The following is a 14,400-nucleotide window of genomic DNA, read 5'->3' as shown; positions in this document are numbered from 1 at the left end:
AGGTCCCGGATCGGGTCCGGGACGGTTGTCATTATTTCACCGATCCTGCCAGCAAACCCCGAACAAGGTATTTCTGCATGGCAAAGAAAACCGCCAATGGCACCGCAATCGACACGAAAGCTGCCGTGGCAAGGATTTCCCAATTCCCGCCGCGCGTCCCCAACAGCTCGACGATCTGGTTGGTCATGACCGTTGTGTCACCCGTTGCATCGATCAGGAACACCTTGGCCACAAGCAGGTCATTCCACGTCCAAAGGAACTGAAAGATTGCAAATGACGCCAGTGCAGGAAAGCTGAGCGGCAGAATAATCTTGGTAAAGATCTGGAAATCCGTCGCCCCGTCCACCTTGGCATTCTCGATGATGTCACGGGGCAGACCGACCATATAGTTACGCAGTAGGTATATAGCCAAAGGAAGGCCAAAGCCGGTATGGGCCATCCAAGTGCCCAAATACCCCTTTCCGATCCCAATATCGAGGTGAAGCTTCAACAGCGGGATCAGCGCAAGCTGTAACGGCACGACCAACAGCCCCACGATAATCGCGATCAGCAGCGCCCGTCCGGGGAAATCCATCCAGGCAAGCGCATAGGCTGCGAAAGCGGCAATCACGATAGGGATGATTGTCGCGGGTATGGTCACAGTCAATGTATTGAAAAACGCCTTGGCCATGCTGTCCGTGCTATTTCCACTCAGCAACACCTGCTCATAATTATCCAGCGTAAATTCTGGCGGCGTTTCGGCGGTGACGAACACACGCTGTCCGCGCCCGGTCAGGGCTTCGGATGCGGTCCAGACATAGTCACCATTGGTCGCGACGGTCATGGTTTCGCCATCACCCAAATCGGCGGTTTCGCCCGGCGCATAGGCGTCAATCGCCCGGGATGAACTGCCCCAGACGCTGATGTCAGCATCACCTGCGGTCCCGAACAGGTTGCCCGCAACGGTGTAAACCCCATCTATCAGCTCTTGAGTACCCTCATCATCAGGATCTGCCGCGCGCAAGGTAAGGTTCTGCTCAATCGCAAACAGCGATTGCCACCATCCTGAACCAGATATCTGATCAGACGTCCGAAACGATGACACCAGCAGCCCGACCGTCGGGAAAAGCCACAGGGCCACCAAGAGCACGACCGATATATGCACAGCCCACGTCAGGCCGGATTTGCTGCCTGCGATATTATCCATGCCAAGCTCCTGTCCAGTCGCGGGCCATCAGCGCATCTCCTTGCGGGCGTTATAGACGTTCCAAATCAGGATCGGGCTAACCAGCAGCATAATCATCATCGCGCTCGCCGATCCAACGCCCCAATCGCGGGTCACGAATAGCTGCGTATACATGTAATTTGCCAAAACCTGCGTGCCCCATTGGCCGTTTGTCATGGCGAAAACGATGTCGAAAACCTTGAGCACCACCAGTGTAATCGTCGTCCAGACGACAACAATTGTACCCGATATCTGCGGCATCTTGATTTTGAAAAACACCTGAAACGGGTTTGCCCCATCAATGATTGCAGCCTCAATCGTTTCTTCGGGAATACCGCGCAAGGCCGCCGACAGGATCACCATAGCGAAACCAGTCTGAATCCAGATCAGCACCACCATCAGAAAAAACGAGTTCCAGAACGGGATCGTCAACCACGTCTGCGGCTCACCATAGGGGAATGTCGCTGTGAACAGACCTAAGATTGACCCCAGAGCGAGAAAAATCAGGTAAGCGCCCCCTGCCCCGGCAACAGCGCGAAGCGCCATTCCCCAGCCCGGCATGCGCGCACGCTCAGGGCCCAGAAGCGGCTTCACGAAGGCCCACACAAAGTAGGCGACGAACAGGGCAAAGCAAACCAGCATCGCGACAGGCACAATGCGCAAGATCAGAAAAGACCCAATCCCGCCGTCAAACTGCAACCAGATCGCGTTCAGCACACCGATCTGGTTCTGCTCGGCGGGCCGTGTGTCGTAGATCAGCTTGAAAATCACCGATGCGCCAACAAAGGAAATCGCCATTGGCATAAAGATCAACGATTTGGCGATGCTGCCCCATTTGATCCGGTCGGTCAGTTGGGCCACCAGCAAACCGAAAGCCGTTGACGCCGCAGGCACCACGATCAGCCAAAGCATGTTGTTGCGCATGGCCTCCCAGAACTTGGGCTCGTTCATCATCTGGCGGTAATTGGCAAAGCCGACAAACGCGCCGCCCTGATTACGGTCCGTAAAGGACAGGCGCAGGGTTTCGATCACCGGATAGGCCAGATAAAGGCCAAGCGCCAAAATTGCGGGAAAAAGAAAGAGCCAAGGGCGGACCATATTGGCGCGATTGATATTGCGCCCGGCATGTTCGCCCTTTGCAGGGAAGATGAACCTATCGAGAATGACGTTGGAAAAGTAGAAATACCCAACACATCCGCTGACACCGATCAGAATGGTCACCAGACCAAGTAGCGCAGGATGCATAGCCCCCTCCCCGGACAATATTAAAAGGACAACCCGACAGCGCCGGATTGTCCCGATCTTACAGAAACCCTTACTTCAGCGCGTCCCAGGACGCCTGAATATCAGCTGCGACCGCAATTGCATCAGCACCGCCAGCGTAATCCACCATACCGGTCCAGAAGCTGCCAGCACCCACGCCGCCAGGCATCAGGTCAGATGCGTCAAAGCGGAAAGTCGTGGCGTTCAACAGGATGTCGTTCATCTTGCTCAGGGTTGGATCGCCGAATGCAGCACTATCCACACCTTTGTGCGGTGTCAGGAAACCACCCAAGCCCATCCAGATTTCATGCGCTTCTGGGGTCTGCAGGAACGCAATCAGCTCATGCGCGGCATCGCTTTCGTTTGTGATCGCCCAGAGGGTGCCTGCACCCAGCACCGGTGCGCCCAGATCCTTGCCCTCATAGGCAGGGAAGTAAAAGAAATCCGCATCTTCACCGACCGAGATATCATCACCAAAGAAGGCTGGGATGAAAGAAGCCTGACGGTGCATGTAGCACTGTGGCGGCGAAGAAAAGAGACCCTTGGGGCTGTCACGAAAATCAGTCGTGGCCACCGCACCGCTACCGCCAGCAACGTAATCATCGTTCCGGGCAAAGGCGCCGAACTCTTCGATAGCACCGATCACTTCGGGTGAGTTAAAGGACAGTTCATTGCTGACCCAAGCGTCATAGACTTCGGGCGGCTGCGTACGCAGCATCATGTCTTCAACCCAATCGGTCGCAGGCCAGCCTGTCGCACCGCCGGAACCCAGCCCGATGCACCATGGTGTTTCACCATCGGCCACGATCTGATCGGACAGCGCTTTCAGCTCTTCCATGGTATCGGGCACGTCGTAACCCGCGTCTTCAAAATTCTCAGGGTTGTACCAAACCAGTGATTTCACATCGACTTTGTAGAAAAAGCCGTACAGCTGATCATCGCCGTTCTCATCGGCATATGTGCCCAAATCAACCCAGCTTTCACCCGCGGCATAGTTGTCACGCAGCCAGCCAGCCGTTTCGGCGCGCAGCGGTGTCAGAAACCCGCGCGACGCCATGTCCGATGCCAGACCGGGTTGCGGAAACACAGAGACATTCGGGGCAGAGCCCGCTTCGGCATCAATCACGATCTGCTGTTCAAAGCTGTCAGAACCAGAGTAGCGCACGTCATGGCCAGAGGCTTCGGCAAAAGCAGCAAGCACCTGTTCAACATTCGCCTGATCCGGGCCCAACCAAGGGCCAAAAACGGTGATCTGTTCTGCTTGCGCGGCACCTGCGCACAGGGCAACCGCTGCTACGCTGGCATACAGTTTTGTATTCATTGATCGTCCTCCCAATCGCGCTTGATGCGCGTAAATTGCAATAGATGGCTTATCCGTCCATTTCCCAATTGACACCTCGGAATCAAAACCCCAAAGCGCTTTGGATGGCGCTACACTTGATGAACTCGACACGACTGTCAACAAAACACTGCGGTCAAAAAATACTTGGAATTTCCAGGGACCGCGTTTACTGAAACGATTACGGGACCACTTTAGCGCGGCGACCACCGCCTGTCTGCCCCCTGAATGCGTCAACGCAAAAAATGAGTGACCGCCTTTATGAACCTCAAGGAACTTTCAAAGAATTTGGGGCTAAGTCAGACCACGGTCAGCCGGGCGCTGAACGGCTACCCCGAGGTCAGCGCAGAAACCCGCGAGCGGGTTCAACAGGCCGCGAGCAAGTTTCAGTACCGACCCAGCAACCGCGCAAAAGGTCTGGCAACAGGCAAGGCGTTGACGATCGGACATGTGATCCCGACCTCGACCAAACATGAAATGGTGAACCCGATTTTTGGCGATTTCATCGCTGGTGCAGGCGAAGCCTATGCCCGCCAAGGCTATGAAATGATCCTGTCCATCGTGGATGATTCCGCCGAAGAACAGGTCTATCGCGGGCTGAAATCGCGGAAATCCGTCGACGGAATCGTCGTACATGGCCCCCTGATTAACGACTCGCGCATTCCACTTTTGGTTGAGCTTGACCTCCCCTTTGCTGTGCATGGCCGTTCCAGCAATTGCACCCTGCCCTATACTTGGCTGGACGTCACCAATCGCAGAGCGTTTGAACGCGCCACCGCCTATCTGATTGAGCTGGGCCATCGCCGAATCGCATTGATCAACGGGATCGAAATAATGGATTTCGCGTGCCGCAGACGTGCCGGATATGAAGACGCGCTGACCGCCGCTGGCATTCCAATCGACCCTGCACTCATGCGATCCGATGAAATGACAGAAGATTACGGATGCATCAGCACCCGCGCATTGCTGGCGATGCCCGATCCGCCCACTGCGATCCTGTGCTCTTCGATGATTCCCGCCCTTGGCATCCGTCGCGCGCTGGACGAAGCAGGCCTGCGCATGGGGCATGATGTGTCTGTCATCACCCATGATGATGCGCTCTCTTACCTCAAAAACAGCGACGACATCCCGATTTTCACCTCCACACGTTCTTCTGTCAGGGACGCAGGGCGGGAACTTGCTGAAATGCTCTTGCACGCAATCGCCAACCCCGGGCAGCCGCCGCAAACCAAACTTCTCGAAGCTGAATTGATTGTGGGGCGCTCCACTGGCCCGGCCCCACGAAAGGACTGATATGAATTTCAAACGTGCTGACTTTCCCCAAGGGTTTCTCTTTGGGGCTGCAACCGCCGCCTATCAGATCGAGGGTCATCAATTCGGGGGCGCGGGACCAACCCATTGGGATACATTCGCAGCCACGCCCGGCAATGTTGTGCGGGCAGAAAGCGGCGCGCTGGCCTGTGATCACTACCATCGCTACGAAGAAGATCTCGACCTGCTGAAAGATGCCGGAATGGACGCTTACCGGTTTTCCACATCATGGGCACGGGTCATGCCGGACGGGCGGACCGTCAACCCGGAAGGGCTTGATTTCTATGACAGGTTAGTCGACGCGATGCTGGAGCGCGGCCTGAAGCCGTTTCAGACGCTTTACCATTGGGAACTGCCCTCGGCGCTCGCCGATCAGGGTGGCTGGACCAATCGGGATACCACACTTGCCTTTGGCGATTACACCGATGTGATCACCGACCGGATCGGGGATCGGGTGCACGCAATTGCAACCATCAACGAACCTTGGTGTGTCGCGTTCCTGTCGCATTTCCTTGGTCATCACGCACCCGGTTTGCGCGACATCCGCGCCACCGCGCGGGCGATGCACCATATCCTGCTCGCTCATGGCGAAGCGATGACACGTCTGCGCGCAAAAGGCATGGATAACTGCGGCATCGTGCTGAATTTCGATCACAGCAGCCCCGCCGATGACAGCGCCACATCCATCGCCGCTGCCGATCGGCAAGACGCAATCTTTAACCGGTGGTTTATCGAGGCAATCACCAAAGGCACCTACCCCGCAGCCGCGCTGGAAGGATTCGGTCCGCATATGCCCGCAAACTGGCAGGATGATATGGCGCAGATCAGCCAAAAGATCGATTGGCTGGGCGTAAATTACTATACGCGACATCAGATACGTGCTGACGATAGCACGGCCTGGCCCTCAGTCGCCGACGTGCCCGGTGATTTGCCGCAGACCCAGATGGGCTGGGAAATCTTTCCCGACGGGATGCACCACTTTCTGACCCGCATGGCCAAGGATTATGTGGGTGATATGCCGCTTTATGTCACGGAAAACGGGATGGCTTGGAATGACAAGGTCGAAAACGGGGCGGTCTACGATCCGGAGCGCACGCAATTTGTATCGGATCATATATTGGCCGCAAAGCGGGCCATTGCAGACGGCGCGAATGTGCATGGCTTCTTCTACTGGTCGCTGCTCGACAACTACGAATGGGCATTTGGTTATGAAAAGCGTTTCGGAATGGTGCATGTCGATTTCGACAGCTTGAAGCGGACGCCGAAAGCATCCTATCACGCGCTCAAAGCGGCGATTACGGAATAAAAATATGGGCCACCCTGCGGATACCTACTCACTCGTCGCCGATATCGGCGGGACAAACACGCGCGTGGCGCTAGCCGACGGACGGCAGATCGTCGCAGGCACGATCCGGCGCTACAGCAATACACAGTTCCCCGGTCTGGAATCCGTTCTGCAACGCTATATCGCCGATGAAGGCGGGGTCGACCCCAAGGCCGCCTGTGTTGCCGTCGCTGGTCCCGTCCGCGAGGGTCGCGCAAATATGACCAATCTGGATTGGACTATCGACAAGGAAACGCTGGCGCGGGCGACAAAGGCCGAAACTGTCGCGATCCTGAACGATTTACAGGCGCAGGGCCATGCGCTTGGGCATCTGGACGCTTCGCATATCCGCAGCATTCTGCCCGGACCAGAAGGTCAGCCCAATGCCGCGCGGCTTGTGGTTGGGGTGGGCACCGGATTCAACGCCGCGCCCGTCTTCGAACTGGCACAAGGGCGGATCGTCGCGCCATCAGAATGCGGACATGCCAACCTGCCAATCCGAAACGAAATGGAGCTGCGGCTCTGCCAGTTCGTATCAACCGCGCATGGGTTTCCAGCAGTGGAAGACGTGCTTTCGGGGCGCGGACTTGAGCGGGTTTACGCCTTCCTCAGTAAGGAAGCAGGCGCGCCCAGCGAACGTACCGCCAAGGATATCATGCAATCTTGCACTGATGGCAGCGACAAACGCGCCGAAGAGGCAGCGCGCCTTTTCACACAAATGCTTGGCACGGTCTGCGGTAATCTCTCTTTGATCCAACTGCCCTTTGGCGGAGTCTATCTGGTCGGCGGTGTTGCCCGTGCCTTTGCACCGCATCTGATGAATTTCGGTTTTGGCGATGCGTTCCGCGACAAGGGTCGTTTCGCCGGGTTCATGAGCAATTTCGCCGTGCATGTGATCGAGGATGATTACGCCGCACTGACCGGGTCAGCCGCGCATCTGGTTGCCCTGTCTGAACAGAGCGAGTCAGCGTAACTCGCCCATAACAGGGGCTGCGCCAGAAGCGCGGCCTCTAGCTTACGCGTTCACGCTGTCCTGCATCTGCGCCTGAACCGTCTGCGTCAGAGTGTTCAGCGAAAATGGTTTTGGCAGGAAGACTGAATTCGGGATCCGCGATTTGTCGTCGGCAAAGGCATCCTCAGCATAGCCCGAAACAAAGACAACCTTGGTTTCAGGCCTGTCTGTCAGTGCCTTGCGCACCCAGGTCGGCCCGTCCATGCCGGGCATGATCACATCCGTGACGAAGACATCGACCTTCAGTTCATCGTCTTTTAACATTTCTAATGCCGCCTCTGCGCAATCAGCCTCCAGCACGGTGTAACCGCGTAGCCGCAACGCGCGCGACGCAAAAGCCCGCACGGGTGCCTCGTCCTCGACCAAAAGCACCACCCCATCAAGCTTGCCGCCTGTCAGTTCCGGCGGCGGTGACGAAATCGAAAGCGGTTCTGCAACCGGCAAGTCATAGCTGGGGAAAAGAAGCGAGAATTGCGTGCCTTTGCCAACTTCACTTTCGGCGAAAATATAGCCGCCGGTCTGTTTCACGATGCCATAGGCGGTGGACAGGCCCAGCCCGGTGCCCTCGCCCGTGCGTTTTGTCGTGTAAAATGGTTCGAATATCTTGGGCAGCTTTTCAGGCGGAATCCCATGCCCCTTGTCGATCACCTTGACCACCACATATTCGCCCGGCGGAATAATGGCGCGGTCGCGGACCATCTGTTCTTTTAACGTCAGGTTCTCGGTCACGACCTCAATCTCACCCGATCCCTGCATGGCGTCACGGGCATTGACCACAAGGTTCATAAGCACCTGTTCCAACTGCCGTTTATCTGCCTTGATCTGCGCAAGGGCCGGGTCATGTTGCAGGGACAAGGTGACTTTTTCACCGACCAGACGATTAAGCAAATGTGTCAGGTCAGACAGCGTATCGCGCAGGTCGATGATCTCTGGCTGCAAGTTCTGCTTGCGGGAAAAGGCGAGCAATTGGCCCACAAGGCTGGCCGCGCGATTCGCGTTTTGGTGTATCTGGATCAAATCACCATAGTTTTGATCACCTTCGTCATGACGCAGCAGCAGCAGATCACAATGACCAGAAATCGCGGTCAGCAGGTTGTTGAAATCATGCGCCACGCCACCGGCAAGCTGACCAATCGCTTGCATTTTCTGACTCTGCACAAATTGTGCCTCAAGCGTCTTTAGTTCGGTCACATCGTTCAGCACAGCAATCAGATGGACGTCCGTCGGCATACCCGCAATATTCAACGTGACCTGCACGAAAGTGTCCTGATTTTCACCACGCCCGCGCAGAAACTGCGATACATTCCCTCCGCGCCCCTCTGAGGCCTCACGTAGCCAATCGCTCAGCGGGCGTCCCAGCCCGTCCAGCAAGTCAGATAGCCGCATTCCGTCTGTGTCCGTTACACTTAATAACTGACGCGCTTCGCGGTTCGATGCAAGCACAGCCCCTTCTGTCGCGATCTTCAGCAGCGGCACCGGCAGATCCTCGATCGCATCCCAACCTGCGCCAATCTGACGGGGTGCGGGAACAGTTTCGGCTGGCAGAACATAAATATCGCTTGCGCCTTCGCTGACATCAATCTGGGCGACAACCGCGCTGACCTGCCCGCCAGCGGTCTGCACAATGTGGATTTGCCCCGAACGCAATGGAAGATCAGTAAACACCTCTTCCAGCGTTCTCGGGCGGCCACCCAGCAGCGTCCGAAGGGGCTCATTCATACGCTGCACCGCGCCATTCGCCCCGACCGTCATCACCGGGGGTCCGCCCGCTGGGGATTCGGTCAGCCCAGGGCCTGCATTGGCACCCTCGCTCAGATCATCAAGCCGCCACATCATACTATCTGACGCGAACGCCGTAACCGAAAGCCTGAAATGGCCACGCCGCGTTACGATATCTTCTTTTGCCGCGCCGCCAAGGGCTACCCTTGCCATCATGCGCTGTAATACCGGCTCCGGTTTGGCTAGCATACGGGCAAAGACATCACGCAAAGGGCTGCCTTGAAAATCACCGAACCGTTTAGTGGCGGCAGGATTAGCATAACGGATAACCCCTTCTGCACTCGTCAGAAAAGCACTATCCGCCTCATGCGCGATCAGATCCTGAGTCAGCAACCCCACCTGCATTTCGCGCGAACCTGTCCGATAAGCTTCGACAAATAGCCCGATCCCAAGCAGCAGCATGATACCACCGCAGATCATCAAACCGAATTGCACGGCAGTAACCTGCACTACGAGAGCCAGTCCCAAGCAGATCGCCGCAGCAAGCGAAATGGCGGACCAAACGGGTATACGCGCCGACTTTATGTCACTGTTCATATCAATAAATTGATCGGTTGGCACATCAGACCTCGTCGCTCAATACAATTCCCGATTACCCCGACAAAGATTAATCATTCCTTAAGCTGGCATATTCAAATCAAGATAACAATCAAGGGTTGCATTAACGGCGGGTCAGCCCACACAGGAAAAAGCCATCCCCATCTAATCCCGGCAACAATTGATGACGAAGGTTAATTACCCATTCCGGATAGGTAGATAGAAACTGTGCGATAATTCCATCATTTTCTGGTTTGAGAACAGAACAGGTCGCGTAAACCAGCGTGCCACCGGGCGCAACTTGAACGGCGGCGCTGGCAATCACCTCTTGCTGCAGATTGGTAAGCGCATCCAACCGCGTCTGCACCAACCGCCATTTGGCATCAGGCGCACGCCGCCACGTGCCGCTACCGCTGCAAGGTGCATCGCAAAAAACAAGATCGAACAGACCTGAATTTGCCAGATCAGCATTTTGAATCAATGTGATGCCAACCTTGGCCCGCGCCGCGCGCGCCGGAATATCTTGCATCCGTTGCGGGGCCACGTCATGGGCAAAGACCTGTGCTGCGTAGCGATCAGCAAATGCCAGCGCCTTACCGCCGCCGCCAGCGCAATAATCCAGTACCCGCGCGCCCTTTTTCACCGAAACTGCAGCGACCGCGAATTGCGATGCGGCGTCTTGTAGCTCTACCAACCCATCGCGATATGCGGCAGCGGATTTGATCCGACGTGCATTTGTAGTCACACGCAAGCACCCTTCGATCGTGTCATGCTGAACCGCCACGATCTGATCCTCCGCCAATGCCGCAATTGCGGCCGTGACCGATCCCCGCCGACGATTGACCCGCAAGAACACATCCGCACGCGCCTGCTGCGCCACTGCGGCGGGCATAGCGGCATCACCCAAACTGTCCTGCCAAATGGGCCATAACCAATCCGGCAGATCACAGGCCGCAGCATCGCCTAGCGTCAATGGCTGCGACAGCACCACCTGCTCTGCTTCGGTCAGCGGTGCTGGGGCGTGACCTACACCGTCGAAATACGTTTCAACCGGCTCACCATCACGCTGCAAAAGCCGTATCATCAGTGAACGCCCAGCCCCATCGCCCAGCGATCGACGCGCGCGCAACACATCAAACACATGATCCCGTACTGCAGCGCGATCCTTGGACCCGGCAAAGCGGCTAGCGCGGGCCCAGCTGGTCAAGGCCTGTTCGGCCACCATGCCCGCCTTGATCTGATCAAGAATAGTGATGGCGGCAGCGACGCGGGCACCGGGGGTCATTGCGTTATTCTCCGAAACTGATGGGTATCTGGGCTGAACATGGATCGGGTCTTATCGGGTCCCTCGGGGAACAGCCAGAGGCCGCAAGATTGTGCGCAATCGACGAACAATCCAGAAATGCGCAAATCAATGCCACACCTTTGCCGTGATTGCCCCTAAAAATGGCGACAATTGAACGCGCTGGGATTCACCAACATGCTCCGTCTTTTTCTCCGCCTTCCGCCCGTCGGGTACTTCATCATTGCCGCCTTACTGCTTGGGGCAGGATATTTTCTGCAAAATACTGAAAACGGTATCCAAGCTGCGCGCGCGGACGCTCTCGCCGGTGACCCGCCGCAGGCTGTCGCCTTGGGCGATTTCGACCCTGCCGATCTGGGACCGGCTAAAGAGGTGAATATCGCGGCGCAGATCAACAACCGCTACACCTACACCCTTTATAAAGACAATGAGAATGACCCGAATGCACGGGTCATGTGGCTACTTTTCGATCCGGCAGCCACGGGCAATGAACGTGTGGTCAAATCTGCCATCGTGGTGCGGGAACGTGACGCCGAGAAATTCACAGATTGGCTGATCGACAACGCAGCCGCAATTGGTGAGATCAGCCCGATCTTCAACATCAACGGGCAGCACAGCACCAACACCGCCTATGATGATATCGCAGAAGACGCCATCGGCGACGAAAGACTGACGCGGGATCCGGACTTCTTTTATATCCAACCGTTCTTCGACGGTCGCGTAGCTGGGTTGGCCCCACGCTCCACAAGCGATGGTGGGCTGTTTTATATCGCCACGATTGCTGCGCTTATCGTGGCAAGTTTCGGGGTCGTTAAAATGCTATGGCGGCGACGGGGGCGGGCCGCTGCCTGAACCTAAGGTGCCGCCCCTTGTGATGGTGACGGCACCGCCGATGCCCCAACCTACCCGACGCGGTAGTTCGGGCTTTCGCGAGTGATCTGCACGTCGTGCACGTGGCTTTCCTTCAGCCCGGCACCAGTGATCTTCACAAATTCGCAGTTCTTGCGCATCTCATCCACTGTCGCATTGCCGGTATAGCCCATCGCGGCGCGCAGCCCGCCGACCAGCTGATGCACCACTGCATGCGCCGACCCTTTGTAAGGCACCTGCCCCTCGATCCCTTCAGGCACCAGTTTGTCGCTGGCCGCTTCCTTCTGGAAATACCGGTCGGCAGAGCCGCTGGCCATCGCGCCAAGGCTCCCCATCCCGCGATACGACTTGAACGACCGACCTTGATACAGGATCACCTCACCGGGGGATTCATCCGTGCCGGCGATCATTGACCCCACCATCGTGCAAGATGCGCCTGCGGCAATCGCCTTGGCGAAATCGCCCGAAAACTTGATGCCGCCATCTGCGATAACAGGCACATCACCTGCGGCGGCGGCACAATCCATGACCGCGGTCAGTTGCGGCACACCGACACCAGCCACCATCCGCGTCGTACAAATAGACCCAGGTCCGATCCCGACCTTCACCGCATCCGCACCGGCATCAATCAATGCCTTCACAGCCGCACCCGTGGCGATATTCCCCGCAACGATCTGCACTGCACCAGACAATGCTTTCACACGTTCCACCGTGCGGGCGACACCTTCGGAATGGCCATGGGCGGTATCGACCACGATCAGATCAACGCCAGCCTCGATCAACGCCTCTGCGCGTTCAAACCCGGCATCGCCCACACCAGTCGCGGCAGCAGCACGCAACCGGCCTAGCTCATCCTTGCAGGCCATTGGGTTCAGAACCGCCTGTTCGCTGTCCTTCAGCGTCAACAGCCCCGTCAGCTTGCCCTTTTCATCGGTAATCAGCAGCTTCTCGATCCGGCGGGCCTGCATCAGCGAGCGTGCCTCGTCCAGATCAGCAGGTTCAATCAGGATCGCCAGATTGTCAGAAGTCATCATCACACTGACCGGTGTCATGTCATCGCTTGCAAAGCGCATGTCGCGGTTGGTGACAATCCCAACGACTTTGCCACCCTCGCCCACCACTGGGAAGCCAGTGATCCGATAGCGATCCATCAGCGCCTTAGCGTCGGCCAACGTCTGATCGGGGCGCAGGGTCACCGGGTTGTAAACCGTACCCGAAACAAACCGCTTCACCCGGCGGATTTCCTCGGCCTGCGCGTCAAGGCTCAGGTTCTTGTGCACAACACCAATGCCACCGGCCTGCGCCATCGCAATCGCCATGCGGCTTTCCGTGACCGTATCCATCGCGCTGGACAAAAGCGGTATATTCATACTGATCGTGCGGGTCACCTTCGTGCGGGTATCCGCGGTCGACGGCAGCACGCTAGATGCCCCCGGCACAAGTAGAACATCATCAAAGGTAAGTGCCTCACGAATCTGCATCATCCGGTCTCCCATGCTGGCATCGTTGGCACGTCCCTATTGCATGGATGTAGAGGCAGCAAAAGCCAAAAATCGCAAATTACTGGCCAATCACTTGAAAGTCCAAGCATCGTTCGACAACATGCAGACTGCAATACCAGTGTTCTGTAACTCAGTAATAATGTCACAATATGCAAACCAATCTTAAGTCATTCATTACATTCAGCCTTAACGTGATCAGCGACCTCGGGCTGCATGGCATACATAAGAATCCCCCTACAGGATATTTGAGAGGAATCGATGTATTAGGGTCAGATTTTCGACCTGCGCTCCGACGATCATGCGATGTTTATATGAAGCGTCACGGACGCCTGCCAAACCTTCTGCAGCCGGGAACGTTCACCGAAAAGCAGCTCTTATTCAAATTTTTTGCACCGATCCCGATCGTGTCCACCTCAGACAAACTGGGGTCGAGAAAATATGCGTCCCACTATCTGACGGAAAAGGTCCGCATTCCGCGTGTGGTATGGGCATCAACGACTGCGGATATCCCAAAGCCTGGCGAGGTCGCCAGCGGCAGGTATTGGTTCAAGTCGAACCATAGCTCGGGGACCAACATGCCGGTGACCTTGCCTTTAGTCCACGCGCAGCAAGAGCTGATGAAGGCTCGGGCGAACAAGTGGTTCGAACGCATTCATAGTCGGCGCTTAGCGCTGTGGTGGTATGAGATATTCCCAAAACAGGTCTATCTCGAAGAAGACCTCAGCGACGGCGACGGTTTTTCTGCTGATGACTGGAAATTCTTCGTCAGCAACGGAAAGGTCGTTATATTCCAACACGACAAAGATCGACACCAAAACCACATACAGACGATCTTTGACCGCCGTGGAAACCATTTAAATATGGAACTCTACTATCGCGTGCTCTGCTACCCAACCTTCTGCCACTGAGGGCCAGAGTTTTTCGTCGTTTCTCAGCATGGCGGGCTGGTATCGCCA

11 protein-coding genes are annotated in these 14,400 nt (G+C 56.5%); 5 read left to right on the top strand and 6 right to left on the bottom strand.

Annotated features, from left to right (window positions below; genetic code table 11):
- Positions 1-31 precede the first annotated feature (31 nt).
- The 3 genes from ACJ5NV_RS18730 to ACJ5NV_RS18720 all read right to left on the bottom strand — a co-directional run bounded on the left by ACJ5NV_RS18730 (position 32) and on the right by ACJ5NV_RS18720 (position 3,788).
- Positions 32-1,186, bottom strand: coding sequence for a carbohydrate ABC transporter permease (locus ACJ5NV_RS18730; protein WP_411646202.1), 1,155 nt, complete (start codon positions 1,184-1,186; stop codon positions 32-34).
- A 27-nt stretch (positions 1,187-1,213) separates the two neighbouring features.
- Positions 1,214-2,449: a carbohydrate ABC transporter permease gene (locus tag ACJ5NV_RS18725; RefSeq protein ID WP_411646200.1), complete on the bottom strand. Its 1,236-nt coding sequence runs from the start codon at positions 2,447-2,449 to the stop codon at positions 1,214-1,216.
- 70 nt (positions 2,450-2,519) lie between these two features.
- Positions 2,520-3,788 carry an ABC transporter substrate-binding protein gene (locus ACJ5NV_RS18720; RefSeq protein WP_411646198.1) on the bottom strand — a complete coding sequence of 423 codons (1,269 nt, stop codon included), beginning with the start codon at positions 3,786-3,788 and terminating at the stop codon, positions 2,520-2,522.
- Between the two features lie 279 nt (positions 3,789-4,067).
- On the opposite strand from ACJ5NV_RS18720, the gene ACJ5NV_RS18715 reads away from it, so the two are divergent.
- The 3 genes from ACJ5NV_RS18715 to ACJ5NV_RS18705 are packed head-to-tail and all read left to right on the top strand — an operon-like array spanning position 4,068 to position 7,414.
- Entirely contained in the window at positions 4,068-5,099 is a 1,032-nt protein-coding gene (locus ACJ5NV_RS18715; protein WP_411646197.1) for a LacI family DNA-binding transcriptional regulator, read from the top strand.
- A gap of 1 nt (position 5,100) precedes the next feature.
- Complete coding sequence (locus ACJ5NV_RS18710) at positions 5,101-6,423, top strand: GH1 family beta-glucosidase (RefSeq protein WP_411646195.1); 1,323 nt, start codon at positions 5,101-5,103, stop codon at positions 6,421-6,423.
- 4 nt (positions 6,424-6,427) lie between these two features.
- Positions 6,428-7,414 (top strand): glucokinase, encoded by a 987-nt coding sequence (locus ACJ5NV_RS18705; protein WP_411646193.1) that lies wholly within the window; start codon positions 6,428-6,430, stop codon positions 7,412-7,414.
- A 42-nt stretch (positions 7,415-7,456) separates the two neighbouring features.
- Here the strand turns inward: ACJ5NV_RS18705 and ACJ5NV_RS18700 are convergent, their stop codons facing one another.
- Together ACJ5NV_RS18700 and ACJ5NV_RS18695 are read right to left on the bottom strand one after the other, a co-directional pair.
- Entirely contained in the window at positions 7,457-9,700 is a 2,244-nt protein-coding gene (locus tag ACJ5NV_RS18700) for an ATP-binding protein (protein ID WP_411646191.1), read from the bottom strand.
- Between the two features lie 193 nt (positions 9,701-9,893).
- Positions 9,894-11,054, bottom strand: a complete 1,161-nt coding sequence (locus ACJ5NV_RS18695; RefSeq protein WP_411646190.1) for an RsmB/NOP family class I SAM-dependent RNA methyltransferase — start codon at positions 11,052-11,054, stop codon at positions 9,894-9,896.
- Between the two features lie 195 nt (positions 11,055-11,249).
- Between ACJ5NV_RS18695 and ACJ5NV_RS18690 the strand changes: the two genes are divergently transcribed.
- Positions 11,250-11,924, top strand: coding sequence for a hypothetical protein (locus ACJ5NV_RS18690; RefSeq protein WP_411646188.1), 675 nt, complete (start codon positions 11,250-11,252; stop codon positions 11,922-11,924).
- 50 nt (positions 11,925-11,974) lie between these two features.
- On the opposite strand, the gene guaB is transcribed toward ACJ5NV_RS18690, so the two are convergent.
- Positions 11,975-13,423: an IMP dehydrogenase gene (guaB, locus tag ACJ5NV_RS18685; protein WP_411646258.1), complete on the bottom strand. Its 1,449-nt coding sequence runs from the start codon at positions 13,421-13,423 to the stop codon at positions 11,975-11,977.
- 332 nt (positions 13,424-13,755) lie between these two features.
- Between guaB and ACJ5NV_RS18680 the strand changes: the two genes are divergently transcribed.
- Positions 13,756-14,352, top strand: a complete 597-nt coding sequence (locus ACJ5NV_RS18680) for an ATP-grasp domain-containing protein (RefSeq protein ID WP_411646187.1) — start codon at positions 13,756-13,758, stop codon at positions 14,350-14,352.
- Positions 14,353-14,400: the final 48 nt, after the last annotated feature.

It is taken from the genome of Loktanella agnita (assembly GCF_046640325.1).
Classification (GTDB): Bacteria; Pseudomonadota; Alphaproteobacteria; order Rhodobacterales; family Rhodobacteraceae; genus Yoonia; species Yoonia agnita.
The sequence above is the reverse complement of the archived record's forward strand: the minus strand, read 5'-3'. Positions and strand labels throughout refer to the sequence as shown.